The organism is Actinoplanes sp. NPDC051346, assembly GCF_040682215.1.
Taxonomy (GTDB): Bacteria; Actinomycetota; Actinomycetes; order Mycobacteriales; family Micromonosporaceae; genus Actinoplanes.
In genome coordinates this window covers 70,146-94,037 of the sequence record NZ_JBFBAJ010000021.1, presented here as the reverse complement: position 1 = coordinate 94,037, position 23,892 = coordinate 70,146, and the positions used below count along the sequence as shown (strand labels likewise).

At 67.9% G+C, this 23,892-nt stretch carries 21 protein-coding genes and 2 pseudogenes; 8 read left to right on the top strand and 15 right to left on the bottom strand.

Annotated features, from left to right (window positions below):
• Positions 1–18: 18 nt before the first annotated feature.
• The 7 genes from AB0M36_RS34995 to AB0M36_RS34965 form a co-directional block, all read right to left on the bottom strand.
• Positions 19–1,425 carry a peptidoglycan-binding protein gene (locus AB0M36_RS34995; RefSeq protein ID WP_364166566.1) on the bottom strand — a complete coding sequence of 469 codons (1,407 nt, stop codon included), beginning with the start codon at positions 1,423–1,425 and terminating at the stop codon, positions 19–21.
• Positions 1,397–1,891, bottom strand: a complete 495-nt coding sequence (locus AB0M36_RS34990; RefSeq protein WP_364166564.1) for a hypothetical protein — start codon at positions 1,889–1,891, stop codon at positions 1,397–1,399. The genes AB0M36_RS34995 and AB0M36_RS34990 overlap by 29 nt, the downstream gene beginning before the upstream one ends.
• Positions 1,892–1,894: 3 nt before the next feature.
• Positions 1,895–2,791, bottom strand: coding sequence for a hypothetical protein (locus AB0M36_RS34985; protein ID WP_364166562.1), 897 nt, complete (start codon positions 2,789–2,791; stop codon positions 1,895–1,897).
• Between the two features lie 312 nt (positions 2,792–3,103).
• A complete protein-coding gene (locus AB0M36_RS34980) occupies positions 3,104–3,490 on the bottom strand; it encodes a peptidase inhibitor family I36 protein (protein WP_364166560.1) in 387 nt (128 codons plus the stop codon).
• A gap of 69 nt (positions 3,491–3,559) precedes the next feature.
• A complete protein-coding gene (locus tag AB0M36_RS34975; RefSeq protein ID WP_364166558.1) occupies positions 3,560–3,952 on the bottom strand; it encodes a peptidase inhibitor family I36 protein in 393 nt (130 codons plus the stop codon).
• Positions 3,953–4,707: 755 nt separating this feature from the next.
• Positions 4,708–6,276, bottom strand: a complete 1,569-nt coding sequence (locus AB0M36_RS34970; protein ID WP_364166556.1) for a PrsW family intramembrane metalloprotease — start codon at positions 6,274–6,276, stop codon at positions 4,708–4,710.
• Positions 6,273–6,830 (bottom strand): hypothetical protein, encoded by a 558-nt coding sequence (locus AB0M36_RS34965; RefSeq protein WP_364166555.1) that lies wholly within the window; start codon positions 6,828–6,830, stop codon positions 6,273–6,275. Before AB0M36_RS34965 ends, AB0M36_RS34970 begins: the two co-directional genes overlap by 4 nt.
• Positions 6,831–7,484: 654 nt before the next feature.
• Here AB0M36_RS34965 and AB0M36_RS34960 point away from each other — a divergent pair.
• Complete coding sequence (locus AB0M36_RS34960; RefSeq protein ID WP_364166553.1) at positions 7,485–7,865, top strand: hypothetical protein; 381 nt, start codon at positions 7,485–7,487, stop codon at positions 7,863–7,865.
• Between the two features lie 12 nt (positions 7,866–7,877).
• Positions 7,878–8,399, top strand: a complete 522-nt coding sequence (locus AB0M36_RS34955; protein WP_364166552.1) for a site-specific integrase — start codon at positions 7,878–7,880, stop codon at positions 8,397–8,399.
• Between the two features lie 1,346 nt (positions 8,400–9,745).
• Here the strand turns inward: AB0M36_RS34955 and AB0M36_RS34950 are convergent.
• Together AB0M36_RS34950 and AB0M36_RS34945 are read right to left on the bottom strand one after the other, a co-directional pair.
• Complete coding sequence (locus AB0M36_RS34950; protein WP_364166550.1) at positions 9,746–10,351, bottom strand: DUF2625 family protein; 606 nt, start codon at positions 10,349–10,351, stop codon at positions 9,746–9,748.
• A 138-nt stretch (positions 10,352–10,489) separates the two neighbouring features.
• Positions 10,490–10,951 (bottom strand): annotated as a pseudogene (locus tag AB0M36_RS34945) (transposase); the annotation flags it as partial.
• A 258-nt stretch (positions 10,952–11,209) separates the two neighbouring features.
• Here AB0M36_RS34945 and AB0M36_RS34940 point away from each other — a divergent pair.
• Positions 11,210–12,742: a peptidoglycan DD-metalloendopeptidase family protein gene (locus AB0M36_RS34940; protein ID WP_364166548.1), complete on the top strand. Its 1,533-nt coding sequence runs from the start codon at positions 11,210–11,212 to the stop codon at positions 12,740–12,742.
• A gap of 102 nt (positions 12,743–12,844) precedes the next feature.
• Here AB0M36_RS34940 and AB0M36_RS34935 read toward each other — a convergent pair.
• Positions 12,845–13,065: pseudogene (locus tag AB0M36_RS34935) on the bottom strand (transposase family protein); the annotation flags it as partial.
• A 274-nt stretch (positions 13,066–13,339) separates the two neighbouring features.
• Here AB0M36_RS34935 and AB0M36_RS34930 point away from each other — a divergent pair.
• Entirely contained in the window at positions 13,340–13,552 is a 213-nt protein-coding gene (locus AB0M36_RS34930) for a hypothetical protein (protein WP_364166546.1), read from the top strand.
• 438 nt (positions 13,553–13,990) lie between these two features.
• Here AB0M36_RS34930 and AB0M36_RS34925 read toward each other — a convergent pair whose 3' ends face one another.
• Positions 13,991–14,311: a hypothetical protein gene (locus tag AB0M36_RS34925; protein ID WP_364166545.1), complete on the bottom strand. Its 321-nt coding sequence runs from the start codon at positions 14,309–14,311 to the stop codon at positions 13,991–13,993.
• 878 nt (positions 14,312–15,189) lie between these two features.
• On the opposite strand from AB0M36_RS34925, the gene AB0M36_RS34920 reads away from it, so the two are divergent.
• Together AB0M36_RS34920 and AB0M36_RS34915 are read left to right on the top strand one after the other, a co-directional pair.
• Positions 15,190–15,558: a hypothetical protein gene (locus AB0M36_RS34920; protein ID WP_364166544.1), complete on the top strand. Its 369-nt coding sequence runs from the start codon at positions 15,190–15,192 to the stop codon at positions 15,556–15,558.
• A 38-nt stretch (positions 15,559–15,596) separates the two neighbouring features.
• Positions 15,597–16,649, top strand: a complete 1,053-nt coding sequence (locus AB0M36_RS34915; RefSeq protein ID WP_364166542.1) for a hypothetical protein — start codon at positions 15,597–15,599, stop codon at positions 16,647–16,649.
• Positions 16,650–16,701: 52 nt separating this feature from the next.
• On the opposite strand, the gene AB0M36_RS34910 is transcribed toward AB0M36_RS34915, so the two are convergent.
• Positions 16,702–17,085 carry a hypothetical protein gene (locus tag AB0M36_RS34910; RefSeq protein WP_364166540.1) on the bottom strand — a complete coding sequence of 128 codons (384 nt, stop codon included), beginning with the start codon at positions 17,083–17,085 and terminating at the stop codon, positions 16,702–16,704.
• A 266-nt stretch (positions 17,086–17,351) separates the two neighbouring features.
• Between AB0M36_RS34910 and AB0M36_RS34905 the strand changes: the two genes are divergently transcribed.
• A complete protein-coding gene (locus AB0M36_RS34905) occupies positions 17,352–18,800 on the top strand; it encodes a serine/threonine-protein kinase (protein ID WP_364166538.1) in 1,449 nt (482 codons plus the stop codon).
• A gap of 243 nt (positions 18,801–19,043) precedes the next feature.
• Here AB0M36_RS34905 and AB0M36_RS34900 read toward each other — a convergent pair whose 3' ends face one another.
• The 3 genes from AB0M36_RS34900 to AB0M36_RS34890 are packed head-to-tail and all read right to left on the bottom strand — an operon-like array spanning position 19,044 to position 22,174.
• Positions 19,044–20,681 (bottom strand): tripartite tricarboxylate transporter permease, encoded by a 1,638-nt coding sequence (locus AB0M36_RS34900; RefSeq protein WP_364166536.1) that lies wholly within the window; start codon positions 20,679–20,681, stop codon positions 19,044–19,046.
• Positions 20,682–21,173: a tripartite tricarboxylate transporter TctB family protein gene (locus AB0M36_RS34895; protein ID WP_364166535.1), complete on the bottom strand. Its 492-nt coding sequence runs from the start codon at positions 21,171–21,173 to the stop codon at positions 20,682–20,684.
• Positions 21,170–22,174: a tripartite tricarboxylate transporter substrate binding protein gene (locus tag AB0M36_RS34890; RefSeq protein WP_364166534.1), complete on the bottom strand. Its 1,005-nt coding sequence runs from the start codon at positions 22,172–22,174 to the stop codon at positions 21,170–21,172. The genes AB0M36_RS34895 and AB0M36_RS34890 overlap by 4 nt, the downstream gene beginning before the upstream one ends.
• Before the next feature lie 451 nt (positions 22,175–22,625).
• Here AB0M36_RS34890 and AB0M36_RS34885 point away from each other — a divergent pair, with 451 nt between their 5' ends.
• The gene (locus AB0M36_RS34885; RefSeq protein WP_364166532.1) at positions 22,626–23,762 is read left to right on the top strand and encodes an IS701 family transposase; all 1,137 of its coding nucleotides are present in this window, start codon (positions 22,626–22,628) and stop codon (positions 23,760–23,762) included.
• The last annotated feature ends 130 nt before the right edge of the window (positions 23,763–23,892 follow it).

Here is a 23,892-nt window from a genome sequence, read left to right as displayed (position 1 = left end):
CCGGCCGCCGCCACAGCCTCACTTGGCTGCCTCGCCGAGGATGACCTGATCGCCGTTCTCCAAGCCGCCGTTCACCGGTTTGATCGCGGTGTATCCGCCGCCGCTGACCCCCACGGTCACGATCACCCGTTCGGACGTGCCGTCCGGCCGTTGCTTCTGCACCGCCGTCTGCCCGTCCGCGCTTGCGAAAATCGCCGACACCGGGACGACGAGCACTTCGTCGTCGGTGGATGCCGCTTCCACGGTCAGGCGGACGTCGGCACCGGCCATCGCCGCAGGCAGCGGCTTCTTGGTCTTGACCACCAGCTGGTGGTTGCGGGCGCCGGTGTCGTCCTGCCGTAACGCGCCGATGGACGAAACGCTGCCCATGAAGCTGTCGCCGGTGAGTTCCGAGTTGACGGCGACGGTCATCCCGACGTCCAGCAGGGTGCGTTGTGCGGGATTGAGCTTGGCCTGCACCACGAGCTCCCCGCCCGACAAAGTGATTAGCGGTGCCTTCACGTCCTGGCCGACGGCTCCGTTGAGCTTTTCCACCCGCGCGGGGAACGACGGCAGGAACACCACCTCCGACATCGGCAGCATCGGGCCCGACCGTCGCTCCAAGGCGGCGAGGTTCGCCTGCAATTCGGCGAGATCTTCACGGGCGTACCGCACTGCTCGGTCCGCTTCGCGCAGCGCCTCTGCGGAGGACGTACGTTTCCCGGCCGCGCGGAGGCGGTCGCGTTCGTCGACGGCCTCGGACAGGGTTCGCTTCGCCTTTCGCACCCCGCTGGCAGCGTCTGCGACCGCTCGGGCGTCGTCCTCACCCGTTGTCGCCGCGTCGTATCCAAGGTCGCGGTAGAACGCTTCCAGCGCCGTCTTGGTGCCGTTGCCGAAGACGCCGCTGTTGTCCGGCGAGGGCCGCCCCAGTGCACGCAACGCCCGCTGTAGCTGCGCTACGTCCTTGCCCTCGGCGCCGGGACGCAGGTCACGATAGACCGGAATACGGCCGGGAAGCGCGATCAGCGGCCGGCCCGCCACCTCCAACAGCACGGTGCCGGAGGCGATGCCGGCACCCGCTTTCGTGCGTACGCCGGTCAAGACGGCACGACCGCCGTCTCGGGCGGTCGGCGTCACCTCTATGGTGCCGCCGGCGCCGACCTGCCCCCGCACGATGACAGTGTCCTTGAGGACGCGGTACTCGACCGGTGCGGTGAGCACGGTCAACGCCGGCGGGGCCGCCTCTGCGCGCCGTTGCTGAGGCGAGCGGATCCAGCCCGTGGCAAGCAGGCTGGTCACGGTGACGAGCACCGCGACCAACACGATCAGCTGCAGGGCACGACGCTTGCGCCGCACGTTTGGCGCAGCATCGCCGCTGCCCTCAGTGCCGACTTCGGCTGCAGTCTGACTGCCCGCCTCAGAATTCACTGGGCGTGGGCCGGGCACGAATCTCCTCCACACAGTCATCGAAGGCCAGCACGCGTTGAGGATCGTCGCCCAGGACGAACACCGGCTCGTCCTCGGCCGGCAACGCCGTCGCCTTGCCGGACAGGCAGCTGCGCACCTGCGTGACGAAGCGATAGCCGTCCTCGTCGGGAATCTTGTGATCCACGCCGGTGATCGTCTGCTGGTGAGCCTTGCGCTCCGAAGAACAGTCACCGTTCGCGCTGGTCACCGCAGGGTCGGACTTGGTCACCACGTACATACCGACAAGGCGGTCCACCGTGACGCCGGACTTCCTGAGGCAGGCGGCGTATGCCTCCAGCGTCGGCGGAGGCGTCGGGACCCAGCCGGCGAAGGGCCGTCCGTTCGGCGGCGGCGCTTCTTGCGCGCAGGCGCCGAGGGCGGTGACCAGGCCCACCGCTGCGGTGCACAGGGCGAGGCGAATCCATCGACTGCTCGTCATCATCATCCTTCACGCCTTACCGAGTTGGGCGGCCTTCGCGAGTTGGGCTTGCAGGTTCTTGCTGATGCCGTCCAAGGCGCTCTTGTGCCGCTCGATGTGCCGCTGCTGGTAAGCGGTCTCCACGCTCGCCCAGATGTTCACCAGATTCGTGCGCTGCTTGCATTTGACGTCCGCGACGGCGACGGCGAACTCTTTCTCGGTCGGCTTGGGCGTGCTGAAGGCCCGGTCGTTGTTCGCATCCATAGGTCCGCTGTAGTCGTACCCGGACTCCTTCATGCAGGCGCTCCACTCCGCGAACACCTTGCGGACGCGGCTGTCCTGCTCAGTACGGTTGCGCGCGTCCTGATCCAACTGATTGACCAGCTCCGGGTCCGCTGCTTGTGGCGCTCCTTCCGCCAACTTGCGCCGGGCCTCGGCGATGCAGCCACCCTCGGGCACCTTTTGCCCGGCCAGGGTGTCCTGGCCCTCTCCGGTCACCACAGCCTGCGCTTCCAGCGACAGTTCGGGCTCCTTCGGGCGCTCGCGTTGCTCCACCTCAGGCTCGCGATAGCCGTACTGCGCTGCCCGGTTCGGGTCGGTGATGCCGTACCGCTTCTGGTTCTCGCCGAGCACCTCGGGGGTCAGCCGTGGTGGTTCCACCTCGAAGCCGAAGCGAGCCAGGCAGTCGGAGAGCAGGCGGTTGCGCGCCTGGTCCAACGCGAGGTCCTGTTCGCCGATCGCCTTGTAGGCGTCCAGCGGAAGGGCGAACTTCTTGATGTCCTGGATGGACAGCATCGTGTCGACGGCGGGTTCTCCCGAGTCGGACGCCGAGTCGGATCCGCTGCAGCCGCTGACACAGAGTGCAGCTGCGACGGCGACGGCTGCGAGCTTCCAGGGCAGAGCGGAAGTCACCGGTCTGTTCAGCATGAGTCTTCCTCGCGTTCTGGGTCACGACGTCGATCGGTCGACGGACCAGCGTGCAGGACGGTCGAGTGCGCGGTGAGCCTGCATGATATGTCACCGTTGCGGTACGCCCTGTCACGTAACGGCGTGATGTTCTTCTGACGTTGTCGCTCGGAAAGCGGCATGACACAGGGTCATGAAGTGTCATCTTCCTCACGACACCTCGTGCACTGAGGACGGAAGCGCCTGCGATGTTGACACAACGCAGGCGCTCCTCGTCAGCTACGGATCGCTGGGCTGCCAGAACGCCGTGAGGTCGGCTTCTCTAGGCAAGCCTCACCAACGGTGAGAACTGCCCTTGTTCGACAGCGCGCCCAGGGTGGACCGCGAGGTGTTCGGGTTGAATTCCAGTTTGGCGCCGGCGTAGTTAGCCGCCTCGTGCAGGTGAACATCCCAGTAGGACGACATGTTCTTGGCTGACGCCGAGTTGTCGTTCAAGTTGTAACTCGTACCCCAGAACGCGTAGCCGCTGTAGTTGGAGATGTCGCCGCCGAAGTCGGCGAGTCCGCCATTCCAATTCGTGTTGTAGTAGAGGCAGAACTCGGTATGACCGCAGTGGCCGTCGTACGCAGCCGCTGCCGGACTTGCGGTACCGAACAGAGCCCCGCCGGCGAGCGCGACAGCAGCGGCGCCCGCCGCGAACCGAGCACGAAGCTTCGTCATGAGCATCTCCTGTCGAGGGAATCGGCCAACCGACGGCAGGCCGGAATATTGAGGACCAGTGGCGAAGGATCACCACTTGTGAGAGCTGCCCCTGTTGGCCATCGCCCCGAGGGTATTGCGCTTGACTCCGACGTTGAACTCCAGGTTGGCGCCGCTGTAGTTCGCGGCCTCGTGCAGGTGGACATCCTGCCAATTGCCGTTGTTGTGTGCGGAAGCGGCGTTGTCGTTCAGGCCGCCACCGGTGCCCCAGAAGTTGTAGCCGGCGTAATTAGAGATGTTGTTACTGAAGTCGGCTACCCCGCCTGAAAGGTTGGTGTTGTAGTAGAGGCAGAACTCGCCGTTTCCACAGTGGCCGTCGAAGGCTGCGGACGCCGGGCTGGCTGTCACGCCGAGGCCGACGACGGCCAGGAAGCTAGCGGTGATGCTTGCCAGGATCCTTGTGGCGATGCGATTAGAACCCATGGAACCTCCCCATTGTGAGCAAACACGGCCGCACCCGATGTTGTCGGCAATGTTTGTTTGCTTACGTTGTCGACGACACTGGCATTCCCGATACTCAATCTTTGAGGGAACGTCTCCCCATCCAGCAGGAGCGCGGTGGAGAGTCGACCTGGAGATTCGGAAAAGGCCGACTATCGGGCGCCATTCCACGAGCAGAGATCAGCTCTAGCCCAAGGTTCGCAAACTGACTGGTCGAACATGTCGGACGTGCCCCCGTTCCCCGTTGCCGCGAGCCGTGATCCGATTTCGCGGCGCTGACACGCTCCGCAACCGGAAGCGCCGACGACAGGTGATCGACGCACCATGGCTTTCAAGCAACTGAGATCATATAGGCCGTCGCCTATCGCCGTGTCCCCGATGGGCCTGCGGGCACATCTACCAAGATCGTTTGGCGTCGCGCATGGTGCTGAGTTGGCGCAGTCGTTCGAGGTTTCCCTGCTGAGAGACCTAATAGGACATTGCGCGCCGTGAACATCACAGAGTGGTCACGATCCGTTGGGATCGCGTTAGCCGCTCGACGCGCCGCCAGGAACGGGCTCGACATCCGCCGGCTGACTCGACGGTCTGCCGGGCACTCTCAGCGATCTCAAGTACTTACAGTTGCATGACACGAAAGGCAGGTCGGCGACTAACAGCGCAGCGACGTACGCCTACACGCCCTTCATCGTGCGGCCGACCTGCTGGGAGCCGTGGCGAATGTCCTTGGCTGGCGCGGATCACTGGGGGTAGAGGGCGTTGGTGAGCAGTGTGGCCAGGGCGCAGTAGCCGCTGAACACCGCGGAGGCTTCAGCGGCGAGCACCAGAAAACCGCGGCTCCGGCGCCACCTCAGCATCGCGGCCCCGGCCACGGCGAGGAGGGAAACGGGACTGGACAGTACGCCGGCGACAGCGGCCACCAGTACGGTCCCGGCGGCTACGGTCGTCCGTCGATCCGGCACCGCGACCGTTACCGAGTTCCCGCCCTGCTCGGACGGATCGCGGATCGGCTCCGTCGCCGCCCCTGGACCGGTCTCCGATGTAGCAGCCACCGTCCCTGGCACGGCTGGCGACAAGGCCTGACGGGCCGAAACGGCCTCGTGCCACCACCATCTCACGGGGGGAGCCAGTCCCCATGGGCCGAAAGCCGCGTATCCCTGGCATGGTTGGGCCAACACAGCGGTCAGCCGTACCTGCGCTCGGCGGAGCCGGGCGGCACGGCGGGCGGCTTCTGCGCCATGCATGCGGCGGATCCGCCGGCCCGAGTCCTGTCGCGTTCGTATTCCGGCAAGTGTCCGCACTTCTTCGGGGTGTATCGCGTCTGGGGCCAGCGCAGCGGCCCGGGCCAACAACATCCGAGCGTCCGAGCGGCGCAGCCGGTGCAACCACCACAGTGCGGGTAGCGCCGCCACGGTGACGACCAGCAGATAACCGGCCATCGCGCTGGCGCCGGGAATGGCGGCCAGCAGTTCAGTGGCGCCGAATGCCCACGGTGAGTTGACCACGGCATGCATCAGAGCAGCAACGGTTGCGCTGGCAACCAAGACGCTGAGCCGGTGCGGGCGGGACCGGTCGCGGCGCAACCACGCGTACGCGATTCCGGCGCCAGCCGTCGCGGTGAACAGCGGATGGCCGACCAACCCTGGCACGGCCATCCGCAGCACCAGGCTGGACACCGCCGCTGCGGCATCGTCGGGCAGTACCTCATCGGCTGCTGTGAGGGCATAGCTGATGTCCTCGACCAGCGTGAAGCCAACGCCTACTACAGCGCCGTACAACGCGCCGGACCATACGGTGATCATGTATGGCCGTGCCACGAGTAGGACCATGACGACGCCGGAGCCTTTGCCGATCTCCTCCGCGTACGGTGCGGCGATCGCGGCTCCCCAGTGCGCGGCGAACGTCGGCGTCATGACTTTGGACACGAGCAGGTCTACGACATAGCCGCCGGCCGCGCCCGCCGCTATCGCGACCGAGCCACCCCAGGCCAGCGCGGATGACACCAGCCACGCCGGCCGGCGTTCGACCGGATCGGCCAGCACGAGCAACGCCACCAGCCAGAGCGCTGCGGCCACCAGCGCCAAGGGCACCGCGACCGCCGCCGCCCGAGGGGTGGTGATCGCCGCCAGAACTGTCAACGCGGCCACTCCCAGCGCGGACAATCCACCGGCTACTCCGAGCAGCCAGAACGCGGGGGCAGCGCCCAGGGACCACCGTCGCCCGTACGCGCGGTCCGCGGCCGGCGGTGGCGGGCCCGGATGACTCCCCGGCGGCACCGGCCACGGTGCGATCGGCGGGTCCGGAGTCATAGCTGTTTCTCCGCCTCGAATGTCATGCTGGCGACGGCGGTCCAGATCTCCGCCGGCACCGCCGTACACCCGGCGACCGGTGAGAACACCACCACGGCGCCTATCCCCTCAGAGACCGCCGCACCGTAACAGCCGGGTTCACCGGCGGTCGCTCCATCGCCGGCGAACAGGTCCGCGCGCTCACCCGTCACCCCACTGCCCAGGTGCCACGGTTGGGCGGGGCCTGGCGTCTGCCCCTCGTCGCGGACGAACTTGCGACGGGTGTGCGCGATGAAATCCTCCGGCCGCTCAGGTACCGGTATGGCCGACACAGTGACAGTCGTCGAACCCGTCCGGAACGTGACGCCGCCGCCACCGGGCCGGGAGTCACCCAGGTGTAGCCGCGCCCCGTGCGGCACGGTCAGGGCGACGCCGTAACCGACCTCGAGGCGACCGGCAGGCAACGCCGGGCCCTCATCCGGCAGCAGGACGGCCGGTACCGCCGGCACCGCCACCATGGCACCGAGACCGACCAGCAGGCCCACCGCGGCCAGGGCATTACGTCCCGGGCCCATCCGCCCACTCTCCTGGTTGTGTTCGGTGCCTTCGGCGCATTCACGGGCATCATACGCACCCGCGGCCTCGCCACGGGACCGTCCACAACCGAGGTCGACGCGGAGCCTGTGGCTCGGCGCGATGCTGGAGAGCACAACCCCTAGTTCGGCAGCGGTCAATGAACCTCGGTGGGTGAGAACCCGTCGCGCCAACCGTGGCGTGCTTCGTCATCATGACCGTCGGCAGATCGAGATCATGCCGCGTCGGCCTTCGGGATCAACCGCCGCCGGCGCCCGTCGTCGTGGTCAGGCCCGGCCCGGTCTGGCCTCGCGGTAATGCCGGCTGCACTTGCGACGATGACGGCTGCGCCGTCCAGCCCCATGTCCCACCGGGAAAGGCCACAGAGCTGTGAGGCAGGGCCAGCCGGAGGTGACGGCTCCAGGTCAGCCGAACCACTTCGACCTTGGTCGGACAGTCGGATGTCTGACCTTGAAGTCGGGCACTGGAATTTTCGCTGGTATCACCGTCCGTGGTCTTACGGGCAACGGTCCTGGTGGCAACCGCGTCGACCGCTCACGTTGCGTGCTTGATTGACCGCCGTGCGTTCTCGTGCCTAAGGTTCCGCCGCCATAGATCCTGAGGCAGCGCTGCCCGGTCAGGAGCCGTCCAGCGCGGTGTTGGAGCGGGCGGATGAGGCGGCGGCGTTGGTGACGGCGCGGTTGACCGGCAAGTGGGTACGTATCGCGTCGATGACGTCGGAGACGTCGGAGTTCTTCGCTTTGCCTGAAGGGCGGGTGGAGGCCACTGTCGCGGCTGGTGTGGTGCGTGTCCGCCGCGACGCAACGTGGGTGCCCGTCGATCTGACGCTGCGGAGGGCCTCCGATGGTTCGGTGGAACCGGTGGCGCATCCGGATGGTTTGAAGCTGTCTGGGGCTCATGGCGCGGATTCCTGGGAACTCGCATCTGTGGGTGCGGGCGCCGACCGGATCAGCATGAGCTGGCCGGGTGCGTTGCCGGAGCCCGTGCTGGAGGTGGTACGGCCACGGCGAAGTTGACGCCGGGCTCGGATGGCCCGCACACGGTGTTCGTGCGCTCGGTTGACCGGGCGGGCACCCAAGGTCGCCCGGCCGGTCCCGATGGTGGCGGATCCGTGGCCCGGCGTACCGATCCGGGGTCGCGGCGCGGCGAGCCGGGCGGACGCATGCTGGCTGCCGATCGCACCGGGCATGACGCCGCACGGACTACGGCACACGTACAAGACGCTGATGGTGGAACTCGGCACACCGTCGACCGTGATGGACGATCAGATGGGGCACTCCGACGGGTCCGTCCAGGCGCGCTACGTGCACGCCACCGCCGACATGATCCGGCGGCTCCTCGACGGTCTGACCGTGGTGTGGGAGAAGGCGTTGGTGACCCGCCTGCAGCTCTCCCCCGGCTCCCCGGTGCCGATCCTCGACCATCTGATCCGGGAGAAGATCATCTCCCAGAATTCTCCCCAGCAAGCCCAAGAAACGGAAAAGGCCGGTCCGCAATTTCGCGGAACCGGCCCTGACCTGCGGTTCTTTGGTCGGGCTGACAGGATTTGAACCTGCGACCCCTTGACCCCAGTCAGTTAACCAGCACAAGCGTGATAATCGCCTGGTTAAGGTGGGTGGTGTCCATGAGTCTGGGATGGGTTCCGGCGGTCTATTCTACAAGATCGTCTCCCAGATTTCTCCCAGGCGAGAGGGTCGCCTACCTGAGCGGGCATCCCGTCGTGCAGGCATCGCCCTGCCGGGCCGCGCCGACCTGGTCCAGGTGGAACACCCTACGTCTGACCGACCTGGACCAGGTCGGCGCGGTCTGGCTGCCTGTCGGTGTGCGATGGGTACCCGCTGGGCTCGGGCATCCCAGAGCCGCCGGGTCCAGGGCGGCAGCCCGGCCGCCGGAGGCACGCTCCGGGTGCAGGGTCGGAGATCCTGCCCGCCGGAGGCACGGGTTCATTCGCAGAATGGCGCCGAGCGTAATCAGTCGGCTGTCTCAACCGGATCGCTATCGATGTGGCGGAGGGCGTCTTCTAGTTCTGCCTCAACAGCGGCGATCCCTAGTTCCTCCCGGGCAGCTCGTACGAAATTGACCTCGGCGTGTCTGCATGCAGCCACTAGCCGATCCGGCAGTGAGCCCGCAGGGTACTTGGCGCGACTCTCGGCGAGGGCAATCTGCGACCTAGTCACTTCCCTAGCCTGCCGGATGATCGCAGGTTGTCCGAGCAGCGCGATCTCGGACCGCAGCCCTAGCGTTCGCACCGCGGCGATGCCTCCATCCGCGTGTTCGGACCTGGATACTGCAGAACCCTTGACCAACTTGGTGTCAGGATGCTGCGTGGTAGCACGCCACTCGCGCGCCGCGGTCAGAAAGTCGGCGAAGAGCCGGCGGCGCTCATCTCGCGATCGCGCTGCATGTTCGCGCCTCCACGCTTGCCCTTGGTGGAAAGCCGTAAGCAGGGCGCCGGTTACGACACCGGCCAGCACACCGACAGCCCCGATCAGCGCAGCCCAGACCTGAGGTGGCATCGTCGCGACGCTCCGATCATTGATCGACTGCAACAAGGGTACTTAGCGACGGCCTACCGTTGAGCCCCGGACACTCTTTCGTGGAGCTGCCGGGGCTTCGTCGTGTGGAGGCTGAGGTGTCCATCGGCGCGGCCGGGGTCGGCGCCGGAGCCGAAGGCGGCAGGCGCCGTGCCCCGAGCCGCGCCTTGAAGAGGAAAGAAAGTTCTCACGGGGATGATGTTGATGGTGTGTCTGACTCCGCTTGATGCGTTACGCCGTGGCTTCAGTTGATGCGTGACACTCCGCCGAGTGATGCGGCGACGAACGTGATGGCACAGCCTGTCTGATGCACGCCCCGTTGACACCGCATTCGGTCGTCGTCCGGAAAGGCGGCGGGTGCTCTAGAGGAAGCCCAGTTGACGGGCAGTCTCCTGCTGAACTGAAACGAGCTCGGTAAGCCGGATTGGTCTACGGGACACCACCGAGAGATCCTTCCCCTCCTTGGTCCACGGCGGCGGCCACGCGCTGATTCCCTCGTCCAGAGCAACGCCAGCCACCTCGATTTCCCACCCCGGCCAGCGCAGACCTGCATAGAACTGCGGCACCGCGCCAGCGAGCATCGCATCCAACCAATCGCCGTACCCGAGCTCGAGATCCTGCCACTCCAGGTCCTCTGGGCCGAAGTAATGCACCGTACGTCTCGCGCCTGGCTCTGCCGGCAACCATGCGAACTGTCCGCCCATCACGTCGAAGGCAACGACCAGGCGGCCATCATCGCCAGCCACCTCCGGCAGCCCGTCATGCCCACCACCGAGTACCCGAAGCCAACCATGATCGATCACCAGGCCGCCGCTGTTGGCCACCACGGCGCCGAGCCATGACCTGGTGGTGACTCCCAAGGCCGTTAAGCAGGCCGCCGCCCGTTCAGGGTCGGTCAACAGCAGTTGCACCGGGTATGGAGCTGCTGCTGCCAGCGCCGTGACCTCAGACCACGCAGACTCTTCCACTCCCTGAGCCTCTCAGCGGCATCAACCGCGCAACCATGAGGGTGCCTACGACACGGTAAGCAAGATCGTCTAGTGCCGTGACCACGAACGTTTGAGGTGTTGGGGTCACGCTGCCCGGATGGTGGGTTGGCCCCAGCGTCATTGGCGTTCGCTGCGGATGCGGGCGCGTTCGCGGCGCTGGGCGGCCAGGACGTCGGGGTGGCGGGCGTTGGCATTGCGCCAACGTAAATATTTGTACGGGTGGCGGGTTGGCGCGCCGTGGTTCGGGTGGCTGGAGCCGGCGATCACGAAGGTGCGTAGCGGCCCGAACTGGGCCTCGATCGGGTTGACCCAGGAGCCGTAGGTCGGTGTGAAGCACAACTCGACCTTGTTGCGTCCCGCCCAGGCGCGGATCTTCTTGCTCTTGTGCGCGGACAGCTTGTCCAGGATCACGTAGATCGGTGCCCCATCCGGGCGGGCTCGGCGGATGGACTTGAGTGCGCCGAGGGTGTTCGCGGCGCTTTTACGGCGGTGCACGACGCCCCAGAGTTGGTCGTCGCCGACCGAGTAGCAGCCGTGGAACTGCCGCACGCTGTGCAGCTTGTGATAGTTGGCGGGCATTTCAGATCGCGCAGCACCGAGGCCAATGCCCGCACGGCATCGGACCTTCCCATCATCTCCCCCGTACGACGGCTGCCCACAGCCTAGAGGGCGGCGTCCCGGCGTCCCGCCCCGCCGGGAAACCCCTGATGGGCCCGGCGTTTCATCCCTTCCCGTCCCAGCGCCTTCCATCGACGACGGTGGCATCTCAAGCTGTTCCTGGCTCTGGCCGGAGCCGTCGTGGCTTCCGGCGATACCCTGTCACCAGTGGAGGAATCCGTGCCTGTAGGCACTTTCCCGCGGCGAGCGATCACCGCATTCGGACTGACGCTCGCCGCCGTCGCGGCGACGTTGACGGCACCCGTAACCGTTCACGCCGCGGGTCCCCGCCCCCTGTTCCAACTGCCGTTCACCTGCGGGCAGCAATGGACGGCGAGCACCCGGGCGGACCACAAGCCGAACCCCAGCAGCCTCGACCTGATGAAGGTGGGCGGCGGCAGCAACAACCAGCCCATCCTCGCGGCGGCCGGTGGCCGCGTGGTCAAGGCGGGCTACGACGACGGCGGTGGGTGGCACGTCCGCATCGACCACGGCGACGGCTGGCAGACGCGCTACCTGCACATGATCTCGCAGCCGCCGGTCTCGGTGAACCAGACGGTCGCCCAGGGCCAGCTCATCGGCCGGGTGGGCAGCACCGGCGACAGCGGCGCGCCCCACCTGCACTTCGAGCAGATGCAGGACGGCACCACGGTCCGCTCTGCGTTCGACGGCCAGCTCGTCACGGTCGAGATCGGGCGGACGCAGACCCTCACGAGCCACAACTGCGGCGCCCCGGCGGACGAGCAGTCCCCGATGACGCAGGCGTCGGTGGTGCACAATCCCGCGAACGGCAATCTGCAGATCTATTACAACTCCGGCGGACGGCTGATCGAGCAGTACTGGAATGCCACCGCCGGGTGGTCCGGCCGCCACGAGCTGGGCGACGCGATCACCGGCGCCCCGGCGGCCGTCCACAACCCGCACAACGGCAACATCGAGGTGTACTACAACTCCGGCGGGCGGCTCCACGAAAAGTACTGGAGCCCGGCGGCCGGCTGGTCCGGGGTGAACGATCTGGGCGGCACCGTCAGCGGACATCCGGTGGCCATCGTGAACCCGCACAACCGTTACGTGCAGGTGCACTACAACGCGGGCGGGCAGCTGGGGGAGAACTACTGGGATCCGGCGGCGGGGTGGTCGGGTCACCACGTCCTGGGTGGCAGCGTCTCGGGAAGTCCGGCGGTCGTCGTGAACCCGCACAATGACAACGTGCAGGTGTACTACAACGCCGGTGGCCGGCTGGCCGAGCGGTACTGGAATCCGGCGGCGGGCTGGTCCGGTCAGCACGATCTGGGTGGCTCGATCAGCGGTGACCCCGCGGTGATCGTGAACCCGCACAACCGCAACGTGCAGGTGCACTACGCCTCGGCGGGACAGCTGGCGGAGAACTACTGGAACCCGGCGGCGGGGTGGTCGGGTCACCACGTCCTGGGTGGCAGCGTCTCGGGAAGTCCGGCGGTCGTCGTGAACCCGCACAATGACAACGTGCAGGTGTACTACAACGCCGGTGGCCGGCTGGCCGAGCGGTACTGGAATCCGGCGGCGGGCTGGTCCGGTCAGCACGATCTGGGTGGCTCGATCAGCGGTGACCCCGCGGTGATCGTGAACCCGCACAACCGCAACGTGCAGGTGCACTACGCCTCGGCGGGACAGCTGGCGGAGAACTACTGGAACCCGGCGGGCGGCTGGTCCGGTCACCACACGGTCGGCTGAGGACGGCACCGGAGGGCCCCGCCGGCCATCGGGGTGGCGGGGCCCTCCGGTGCATTAGATTCTCGGGTGGGTGACATGACATCGGCACACGCGAGCAGGAAAACGGCGGGGGCAGCAGCGCAGCTTCGTGAGGACTTTCAGGTCTTGAGGGTGGCCTTGGCCCGCTCGCCACGGGCGCGGATCCGGGCATGCGCACGGTTGACGGCCTTCTGCCGGCGGGAGAGCTTCGGCCGGAAGCGGTGGCGTTTGAACGGTGTCCAGACGCTGCCGCGGGCACCCTCATACGCCTTGTCGGCGAAGGTCGTCATGTTCGCGCGGGTCAACTCGGTGCGCCGCCGAAGGTACCCGGCAAGCTGCATAGCGGCGAGTTCGGTGTCCGAGATCGCGGGTAGCTCATGCACGTACCAGCAGTGGACCGGCACGAACGCGAGCCGGTAGCGGGCCACTGCTTGAACGGCATAACGCCGCCCAGCCGTCAGGCTGGACGGCGTGTCACCCAACACCGCGAACGTTCGTGGTCTCGGCACTAGCCGAAGCTGTCACGGATCATCTGACCTTGATCCGTTACGCATCAACTGGAGCCCGACAATGATGTTGATGGTGATCTCGACGGTCGGGTCTGACCGAGTTCTCACCGGCTGTGTGCCTTCAGGTAGACCCGTCGACCCGACCGTCGAGATCGCCTCTCTCGCTGCTGGCACCGGATGGCGTAGTGACCTGATCAGGAGCCTGGGCTCGTCCCTCATCCCCGTGCTGTCCAACGTTCAGCCGGTGCCCGCGATCGAGAACCTGTCCGACGCGGCGAAGTAGAAACGATGGGCGATCAAACGACAGTGGTAGTTGGCGTGGGCACCCACTCCGCGCCCTGCGGGTCACCCGACGCGGCGTTCGCCGTCGCAGTCGGCTTCGCCATGACCGCCGACAACGAAGTCCGCTGGATCAGCGTGGGCCTACGCTGTCTCACGGACGACACACTCTGGGCGTCTACACCGACTGGAAAATCGACTACACCCCCACCGCACACCTGTTCGCTACCGCTTGAGATCGCCCCTTGCGGGAAATAGGAGCGTCACCAAAGCGGCCTCGACATGTGCCTGCCGCCGTGTGCCTGCCGCCGTGTCGTCCGTCGACTGGTGTGCGACACATCTCCGCCACGTGATGCGCGCCAGCGTGATGAACCTGGGGGCACCTCAGCGGGCGTCGGGACGTGCGGAGTAGCCAATGAGCGTGCGGATCAGACGGCCAGGATCAGAGTTCGCCGTCAACCGGCTGGTACGCGTCGTTCTCGCCATAGTGGATTACGGCCAACGTCGCTTCCTCCGGAGTCGGCGTCGCGCCGTCCCGCCAGGCGCTCCACACCTCAACGGCCTCGATGGCCAGGTCCACCTCCAACAGGTATTGGTGACCGGATTCGGTTGCGACTCCGTCAGGGACCTCGTCGTCGCGCAGTATTACTGCGTCGGCCTGCGGCGTCCATGGCAGCCGGGCGTAGATGGTCGGACCGGGAGAGAAGCCGTCACCGGGACGGACGTCATCAAGATGAGCGATCACTTCGAGCAGACTGGGCACGCCCATGATCGTAGGCAGCTCGGACCGCCCACACGCCGTCACGCGACTCCTACCTGGCGAATCCGGGTGTCGCGATCAGCGCGCGAAAGTGTCGCAGATCAGTTGGCGGACAGGTGTCGCACATCAGTCGACGGAGGACATGTGCCTGCCGCCGATGTAGTTCAAAGTTTCTGTACTTCTTCAAGGCGGCCCGAAACGGCCGCTCACGCCGCCGCCAGGGCGCGTGCCCGGCCGCCGCTGTCGCTTGGCCCGAGCACGCAGGCAGCCCGCCGGCTGGCGTGGGGAAGCAGACCGGGCCGCAGCGACAACAGGGGCGGCGCACGGCTGCGGTACGGCCGGCGACCGGCCGGTGCGGCGTGGGCCACGCGGCCAACCTGCCGCGCCAGACTGCGTGGCGATTCACGGCCGTCGGCGCCGGGTCCGGCGGCGCGCAGTGTGACGGGCCGCCCCTCCGAGCTCAAGGGCGCTTCGCGTCGCAAGCGACGGCCCTGCGGGCCGCCCTTGACCTCGGAGCCTCTGCGACCCTCGGGCAGGTTGTCACGAGGGCAGGCCGGTGGCCTGCCCTCATCAGGCCGCGCGCCGGACTCATTCCGAGAGGAGATCACCGACCTCCGGCCCGCGCGGCGACGGGCGCACAGCGGCGACTGCGTTCTCAAAGCTGCGTTACAGTGCCGGAGTGATCATGCCATGGGCGGCTGGTGAGCGCGGGTGGCGGCGTCCTGTGATCGTCGGGACGGCGGTGGCCATGATCGCTGCTGTGGCCGTGATCGTGATGCGCTCCCCCGTTCGGCTCCTCTGCGGTGTCGGCGCCGGGGCATGCAGCCGAAGAGGTGTCTTTCGGGCTCAGCTGCGATACCGCTGCTGATCACTGCGAACGCGTGTTGGTTGACCTGGGACGGCGCGCTGCCCTGACCAATGCGCAGCGCTCGGCCGCCGAAAACGAGTCTGACCGGGCCACCCAGGTCCTCGTCGCCTCAGCGGCCGGGCAGTCATGCCCGCCGTCGGACGATGACTGCCTGGCCGCGCCGGTGCCGCCGACCGCGGACACGGTTCGGCGGGCGCTGGTCGACGAGGGTTTTCACGAGTCAGTGGCGCGCACGGCCCGCGTGGACGACCCGACGCCGGCCGGCAGCGTGTTGGCCGCGCTCTCGGTCGGTCCGGTTTGTGTTCTGCTGGTCTACGACCGCAACGGGCAGCACGGCTACATTGCCGGTCGTTTGCCTGGCGGCGGCTGCCTGGCTCCGTAAGGACGTGCCCTCAGCCGCTCGAAATGGTGGAGAGTGAAATGCCGGTCGATGTGTTGTTGGACCGTGTGGTGGAGGTCGACTACGGCCAGTTCTACATCGAGTCCGGCGAAGCGGACGAAGTCGGCGCCGAGCTTGCCTTCCGCGGTCAGCGCAACGGACTCTGTGGCGCCGCGGTCCCGGGGGCACTGTTCCTGGTAACGGGTCTGCGTAACGGTCCGGTGGCCTGCACCGTACGCCGGCACTCGACGGAGCCGCCGCTCGAGCAGCGGTGGGAGGACGTGGTCGAGGTTTCGTTCCGTGCCGAGTCCGGCGGAGTGAGTCTGCGGGAGTGGGACGGCGTCCGCTACAGGCTCGATCTGCCGCCGGGCGATTACCGGGTCCGGTACTGCGCACGGGGGATGCAACAAGGCTGGGATGTGGAGTCGCTGGACGACGACCAGCCGGTCGACCACTACCTGCTGGAATTCTGGGCAGGTGAACCCACCGAAGACCGAATCGTGCGGCAGACCAGCGAGGTCGCGGCGTACTGGCATCGCGAGCACGCCGGTGCTATCTCCGCACCGGCGGCTGTTGAGCAGGCACAACGGGGTCAGGCCGGCGACCGGGTGTCCAACGACCGGTTGCGGGCGGTACGGCTCTACCTCGGTGATATCAAGGCTCTGGACGAGAATTTGATGTACGCGCTTGCCGAGGCGGACGACGACACGCACCGCGTGGTCGCCCGCTGGAGCGCATTGCAGGCGTTGTCGGCCGCGGGCGTGTTGGATCTGCCGGCGGTTGCCCCGGCGGTCGCGGCGCTGCGTCGCAGCGAGCAGGTTCCGGCGCCCTTCGATGATGAGTTCGACGCGCAGGACGCCGTCGAAGAGACGCTGCCGCAGGGGACCGTCGCGCGGATCGCCGCGTTGGGCGGCGTCGTCGAGGACGACCAGGAGCCGGTGAGCGCGTGGAACGCTGTGCTGGCGGTGGTGGCTACGGCGCGACCGGATTCGCTCGAGGCGGCGCTGGACGCCGTGGTGCTGGCCGCCATCAGCCACGGCGATACCGCCTATGAACAGTTTTTGGAAGATTTGCACCGGCGGTTCGACCTGTGAAGGCGATCCCAGCACACGACATGTGCCGGGACCGCCGTCGTAGCGCTATCGGTCAGGAAATTCCGACGTAGAAGCCGTCACCATCGAGGATGCGCATTCCTCCCGAGCCGGTGCCGTAGAAACGGCCGACCCATCGGCCTCCGGCCGAGTTCTGCTTACCGTTGATGAAGCACTGACTGTAGCCGTGCACACCGGTCTTGGAGGTGCGTGGCAGATGGCAGAAGCTGAACGTCCGCGGCAGGTTGTTCTGTTTGTCCACCGTGTAGGCGCCCTGATTCGTCGACCGGAATGGGTATTCGTCGCAGGTGGTACTCGCTGGTCCCCCGGCTCTGGCGCGGAAACCGCTGGGGCAGGCGCGCGACCCGTTCTTCTTGCGCAGACTCTTGTCGTATAGCCGGGTCAACTTCCCGCTGGAGCCGGGCTGATCGGAGAACATTCCACCGGGCTTGCCGGGCAGCTTCGGCTTCTGCGCCGCGTAGATGTGGTTCGCGAGGCCCGGGTACCGGCCCCGGCGGCGGTGTCGGAGTCCTCGAGGTCGGCGGCGGCGCTCGCCCTCACGGCAACATGCCGAGCCGGACGCCGCTGCGGCGTGACCTCGCCATTCCTGACAGCTACCGCATTGCCGCGCCGCCGGTGGGGGCATGGACGTAGGTAGTATCGTCGCTTCGATGTCAGTGATGCGGCCGAAGCGGGGATGACCAGGTGAGAGGCCCGTTACTGCCGAACGACCCGCGCCGGCTCGGCGGCTACCACCTGCGGAGCCGCCTCGGTCAGGGTGGCATGGGCACCGTTTACCTCGCAGAGACCAGCGACCACCGCCCGGTAGCGATCAAGGTAGTCAAGCCCGAGTACGCGCACGAGGAGCACTTCCGCGCCCGTTTCCGCAGCGAGGTCAACCGGGCCCGCGAGGTGCCGCCGTTCTGCACCGCCGAGGTCCTCGACGCAGATGCCGATCACGAGCCCCCGTACCTGGTCGTCGAGTACGTTGACGGACCCAGCCTGGCCGACATCGTCACCAGCCAGGGCCCGCTCAGCGGCGGCAATCTGTACAGCGTCGCCGTCGGCGTCGCCACCGCCCTCGCGGCGATTCACGGCGCTGGCGTGATCCACCGCGACCTCAAACCCCGTAACGTGCTGTTCGCCCTCGGCACACCGAAGGTCATCGACTTCGGCATCGCCCGCGCGTTCGAGGCCACGAGCCAGCACACCGGCACCGACCAGCTGGTCGGCACAGTCGCCTACATGGCCCCCGAGCGCTTCGACACCGACGCCGCCCACACGGTGGGGCCGGCCGCGGACGTGTTCGCCTGGGGAGTCGTGGTGGCGTATGCCGGCACCGGCCGTACCCCGTTCGACGGCGACTCGGCGGCCGCAACAGCCGCGGCCATCCTCACCCGGCCCCCCGTTCTGACCGGCCTCCCCGGGCCCCTGCGCGACCTGGTCGCCCTCACCCTGGACAAGGATCCCGCCCGCCGTCCCTCCACGGTTGACCTGCTCGATCGGCTGGTCGCCACAGGCGGGCAGGACCCTGGAGGCACATCCGGCACGTCGGAGCTCACCCGGGCCGTCCAAGCCGTACAACGATCCGGACAGCGGCACAATGGCGGGCGAGGCAGCAATGAACAAGCCGACACCGGCAAGAGGCCAGGTCGGATGCCCCGTGCCGTTGCCCTCCTCCTGCAGCTGATCCTCGGCTTCGCGCTGATCGTCGGCCTCTTCGCGCAGATCGTCGTCATTCCCACGGCCGCCGCCGCCGAGGTCGCCGCCTACGCGCCATACGCGCCGCTGGAGATGCCCCTGGTGACCGCCGCTATCAGCTTCATCGCCTGTGTTCAGGTAGGACTCGTCGCGCTAATCGTCCTGCTCAGACGGACGGGTGCCGGCACCCTGTTCCAACGCCCCACCTTGACCTGGGCCCACATCAGCGTCGGCGCTGCCGCGGCGGTCACCGCGGTCACCACTGGGCTCTTTCTATACGTCACCTTCACCGACATCCCCTCCCCGGCCGACGGCATGGACGCCGTCGGCCTCTGGATAGGAGCAGCCGGCGGCGTCGGCGCAGCAGTCGTGCTGCTCCTGCTCACCCTCATCGGCCGGCACCTGCTACTCAAGGCGATCACGCTACGCAGCGAGCTCGACAAAGTGAACTGAGCCATCATCGTTGATACGAGACGGCGGGTCTGACCGGGCGGACAGGACGACGGACAGGCCGGGTACTACCTTCGCCGAAGGGGGCGTGCCTCAAAGCTGGGCGACGCTTACCGAGCGTTCTCGCCCAAGGTAAGGGTACGTGCCGGGCCTGGATGCACTTACTGTAACTCGGCTACTTCGGCGGCCAGGTCAGCAGCAACCCGCTGGTCTCGGTCGGTATCGGGCTGCTGCTGTCGTTCGGGCTTAGTCTGCTGGTAGCCGCGGTGCGGCGGGCGCGGAGCGGTCGGCCGGGCTGTCCGACGACCGTCCGGCCGAAGCGGGCGGCTCAGCCTCGTGCGAACCGGACGCGGGTTCCGGTCGCCCGCCCGACCCGTGCCCTTTGACCCGCCCGCGCCCTCTGACCCACCCGCGCGCGGCACGCAGCAAGGCCGGCGCGACCAGCACCAATGCCCCGGCCACCAGCAGCGGCCCAGCGATCGGCCGGCCCAGGAAGCCCGCCACGTTGCCGTCGAAGATCCGCATCGACTGGCGGAACGCGGTCTCCAGGATGCTGCCGAGCACGAACGCGAGCACCAGCGGGCCGGGCTCGAAGCCGGTCTTCTTCATCAGGTAGCCGATTACCCCGAAGACGATCACCACCAGCATGTCGAACGTACTGTTGTTGACCGTGTACACGCCGAGCATGATGATCATGACAACGATGGGGGCGAGCACGGTTTCCCGCACGCTCACCAGCCGGACGAACAGCCCGACCAGCGGCACGCTGAGGATCAGCAGGAAGATGTTGCCGACGTACATCGAGTCGACGACGCCCCAGAACACCTCCGGGTTGTCGGTGATCAGCCGCGGGCCGGGCGGGATGCCCTGCAGCAGCAGCGCGCCGAAGATCAGCGCCATCACCGGGTTGGTCGGGATGCCCAGCGTGAGCAGCGGGACGAACGTGGAGGTCGCCGCCGCGTTGTTGGCCGCCTCCGGCGCGGCGACGCCCTCGATCGCGCCGCGGCCGAAGCGCTCCGGGTGGCGGCTGCGCCGCTTCTCCAGCGCGTACGCCGCCATGGACGCCAGCACGCCACCGCCGCCGGGTAGCAGGCCGATCAGGAAGCCGACCACAGAGCCCCGGCCAATCGCGCCGCGGGAGGCCCGCCAGTCCTGCCGCGACGGCCACGCGTTGGCCACCGGCACCCGCCGTGACCGGCCCCGGGCCCGGCGCTCGAGGTGGTACAGCACCTCGCCGAGGCCGAACAGACCCATCGCCAAGGCGACGAAGTCGACCCCGTCGGCCAGCTGGACGCTGCCGAACGTGAACCGTGGCGTGGCGACCAGCGGGTCCGGCCCCATCGTGGCCAGCAGCAGGCCGAACGCGGCGGCGACGAGGCTCTTGGCGGTCGAGCTGGTGCCGAGCGAGGCGACCAGCACGATGCCGAGCGCGGCCAGCACCGCATACTCCGGCGGGCCGAAGCCGAGCGAGAACCGGGCCAGCAGCGGCGCCACGAGCGTCATCGCGACGATGCTGAAGGTCGCGCCGATGAACGAGCCGACCGCCGAGATGCCCAACGCGGAGCCGGCCCGGCCTTGTCGGGCCATCTGGTACCCGTCGATCGTGGTGACCACCGTCGCGGCCTCGCCGGGCAACCGCAGCAGCACCGAGGTGATCGTCCCGCCGTACATCGCGCCGTAGTAGATGCCGGCCAGCAGGATGACCGCCGACTCGGCCGGGATCTCGTAGGTGACCGGCAGCAGCAGCGCGATCGTGGCGACCGGGCCCAGCCCGGGCAGGACCCCGATGACCATGCCGATGACGACGCCGACCAGCACGTACAGCAGGTTCAGCGGGGCGAACACCACCGCGAAGCCGGACAGCATCGGGTCCAGGAAGTCCACTCAGAACGCCAATCTCGGCAGCGGCACACCCAGCAGGACGACCAACACGAGCGAGAACACGGCGGTGGTCAGCAGGCTCACCAGCGCGGTCACCCGCCATGGCTCGCGGCCCAGCACGCGCAGCCAGAACGCCAGCACCAGCAGCGTCGGGATCTCGAACCCGACCAGCGGGACCAGCAGCGCGTGCGCCACCAGGCTGGCCAGGCCCAGGGCGATGTCGAGCGCGCCGCGACTGAACCGCTCGACGTCGCGCACCCGGCGCCCGGCCACGAGCGCCCACAGCCCGGCGCCGACGAGCACCACGCTGACGGCGGCCGGCCACAGCCCGGGCCCGGCGTCGACCGGGATGCCGAGCCGCAGTGTCAGCGCGTACGCGAGGCCGCCGGCGCCGACCAGTACCGGCACGACGCAGGCAGCGAGGTGGCCGGCCCCGCCAGCACGCGCCGCCGCCTCCTCCTCGGCAACGTCTTCGTCGACGCCTGGCGAGCTCACTTCGGCTGCAGCCCGAACCGGTCGATCAGCGCCTTGTACCGCTCGGCGTCGCTCCGGATCTTCGCCTGCACGGTGACGCCGTCGGTCTCGAAGCGGTCGATGAAGTTCTTCTTCAGGAACGCGTCGTACTCCGTCGAGCGGACCGCCTGCCGGAACGCGTCGCGCAGCGTGCCGGCCGCCTCGTCGGGCAGGCCGGCCGGTCCAGCGATGAACCGAGCCTGGTCCACGGTGAGGTCGAAGCCCTTCTCCGTCACGGTCGGCACGTCGGGCAGCAGCGGGCTGCGCCGCTGGCTGAACAGCGCCAGCCAGCGCAACTCGCCGGACTGCACCAGCTTCATCGACTCCGCCAGATGCAAGGCGCCGACGTCCACCTGCCGGCCCAGCACGGCTGTCACCGCCGGCCCGCCGCCGCCGAACGGCACGTCGACCGCGTTGACCCCGGCCAGCTTGTAGAACGCGGCCTGGGCGAAGTAGGAGCCGGTACCGACGCCGGAGTGGCCGAACGTGATGCGCTTGCCGCCGTCCTTGAGCCGGATCAAGTCCTCGAGACTGCGGTACGGCGAGTCGCGGTGCGCGACGATCACGATGTTCTCCACGGTCAGCCCGGTGACGACGCGCAGCGCATCGAGCGCGGGCGCGTCGGCGTTCTTGACCAGCTGCGGGGTGAGCGTGAACAGCGAGCTCGGCGCAAACCCGATCTTGTATCCGTCGGCGGGCGCACCGATGACGTCCTTGGTGCCGACCGCCCCTGCGGCGCCCTCCCGGTTGACCACCACCATGGTCTGCCCGAGCGGCCGCTGGATCTCCTTGGCCAGCATCCGCGCCACCAGGTCGGTACTGCCACCGGGCGCGAACGGCACCACCAGCTCGACCGGCCGCCGCGGGAAGTCGGACCCGTCCTTGCCGTCGCCGCCGGTCTTCACCCCGCATCCGGCCAGCAGCGCACTGGCGCCGAACCCGAAACCCAGACCCAGCGCGTGCCGCCGGGTAAGTGCAGCCATCTCCGTCACCTGCATGCCTCCAAGATCTCAACAGGCGCCAACTACTAACAGGTGTTGGCAACTCGAGCCGGAGGGTCGATTGCGTTCGCCGAGCGGCAACTCGGGCGCGCCACACGCGGCCGGCCGGCCCTTGATTGCCGCAGCGGTCCAGGGCGGTCACGCAGAACCGCCCGCCGGGCATGCGGACGAGCCAGCGCCGCTCCTGGCCGCCCTCGCTCCGGCGGATCGGCACGAGCACCGCCGCGCCGCCGTCCACCCGATACACCGCGAAACGCCGTGCCCGGCCCGCGCCAGCTCACCACCACGCCGGCCACCTCGCGGCGCGCCTCGACCGTTTGCACTTTGGCCCACCAGGGCAGCAACTTTGGCCCACCAGGGCAACAGCTTGGCTTAGTACTGCAACGGCAGTTACCAGGCGAAACGAGTTCATGATCGGTTCGTTGGTCATGGTGTGACGGATGTCGATGTTGCGGTGTGGTCGGCGGAGTTGGATCGGTTGCATGCCCGGATCGCGGGCCGGTTCGCCCGGTCCGAGCCGCGGCAGCGGGCACGGCAGTATCTGTCTGGACTCGTCGCGGGCCTGGATCGCAAGAACGGCTGGACCCTTGCCGAGCAGGCCGGCGACGTTTCGCCGGACGGCATGCAACGGCTGCTGCGCTGGGCGGACTGGGACGTCGACGCCGTGCGTGACGATGTCCGTGACTACGTGCTTGAGCACCTCAGCGACCCGGGCGGCGTGCTGATCATCGATGACACCGGCTTCTTGAAGAAGGGTGTCAGGTCCGCCGGGGTGGCCCGGCAGTACTCCGGCACGGCCGGGCGGATCGAGAGCTGCCAGATCGGCGTGTTCATGGCCTACCGCTCGGCCAAGGGTCACGCGTTGATCGACCGACAGCTGTATTTACCGCAGGCCTGGACCGACGACCGTGCGCGCTGCCGGGCCGCGGGGATCCCCGACGAGGTCGGCTTCGCCACGAAGGTTGACATGGCTCGTGACATGCTCGCCCGGGCATTCGCCGCTGGCGTCGCCGCGGCCTGGGTGACGATGGACGAGGCCTACGGGCAGTCGAAGTCGCTGCGTGTCTGGATGGAGGAACACGACCAGGCGCATGTCGTCGCGACTCGCCGCAACGACGAGGTAGTCACCACTTCGATGGGCTTCGCCCGCGTCGACAAGCTGATCGCGGCGCTGCCCGGCCGGGCCTGGTCGCAGATCTCGGCCGGGCCGGGCGCTCACGGTCCGCGCGAATACTGGTGGGCGCGGATCCCGATCCGGATCTGCTGGCGGCCCGGACGCGGGCACTGGCTGCTCGCACGACGCAACATCAGCACGGGTGGGCTGGCCTACTACGTCTGCTACGGGCCGAGGAAGACCCGGTTGATGGACCTGGCCCGCATCGCCGGCTCCCGCTGGGCCGTCGAGGAATGCTTTCAGCAAGCCAAGAACACCACAGGCCTCGACGAGTACCAGGTTCGCGACTGGCGGGCCTGGTATGCCCACATCACGTTGTCGATGGCCGCGCACGCCTGGCTCGTCGCCGCCAAAACCCTGACAGCAAAAGGGGAACCACCGCCGCCGACGCCATGATGATCGGCTACGCGGTACCCGAGATACGACGCCTGATCGCCGCACTCATCGTGCGCCGCCCCCGCCCCCGCACGTCTGGTGGTGGTCACACTGGCGCCGCAAACGCCAGCACCAAGCCCGCCTCAGTCAC

Coding starts and splice junctions, on each gene's coding strand:
- AB0M36_RS34990 (WP_364166564.1), bottom strand. CDS start 1,891: ATGATGATGACGAGCAGTCGATGGATTCGCCTCGCCCTGTGCACCGCA.
- AB0M36_RS34985 (WP_364166562.1), bottom strand. CDS start 2,791: ATGCTGAACAGACCGGTGACTTCCGCTCTGCCCTGGAAGCTCGCAGCC.
- AB0M36_RS34955 (WP_364166552.1), top strand. CDS start 7,878: ATGGCCCGCACACGGTGTTCGTGCGCTCGGTTGACCGGGCGGGCACCC.
- AB0M36_RS34915 (WP_364166542.1), top strand. CDS start 15,597: ATGCCGGTCGATGTGTTGTTGGACCGTGTGGTGGAGGTCGACTACGGC.
- AB0M36_RS34965 (WP_364166555.1), bottom strand. CDS start 6,830: ATGGGCCCGGGACGTAATGCCCTGGCCGCGGTGGGCCTGCTGGTCGGT.
- AB0M36_RS34980 (WP_364166560.1), bottom strand. CDS start 3,490: ATGACGAAGCTTCGTGCTCGGTTCGCGGCGGGCGCCGCTGCTGTCGCG.
- AB0M36_RS34930 (WP_364166546.1), top strand. CDS start 13,340: ATGGTGATCTCGACGGTCGGGTCTGACCGAGTTCTCACCGGCTGTGTG.
- AB0M36_RS34970 (WP_364166556.1), bottom strand. CDS start 6,276: ATGACTCCGGACCCGCCGATCGCACCGTGGCCGGTGCCGCCGGGGAGT.
- AB0M36_RS34910 (WP_364166540.1), bottom strand. CDS start 17,085: ATGTTCTCCGATCAGCCCGGCTCCAGCGGGAAGTTGACCCGGCTATAC.
- AB0M36_RS34890 (WP_364166534.1), bottom strand. CDS start 22,174: ATGGCTGCACTTACCCGGCGGCACGCGCTGGGTCTGGGTTTCGGGTTC.
- AB0M36_RS34975 (WP_364166558.1), bottom strand. CDS start 3,952: ATGGGTTCTAATCGCATCGCCACAAGGATCCTGGCAAGCATCACCGCT.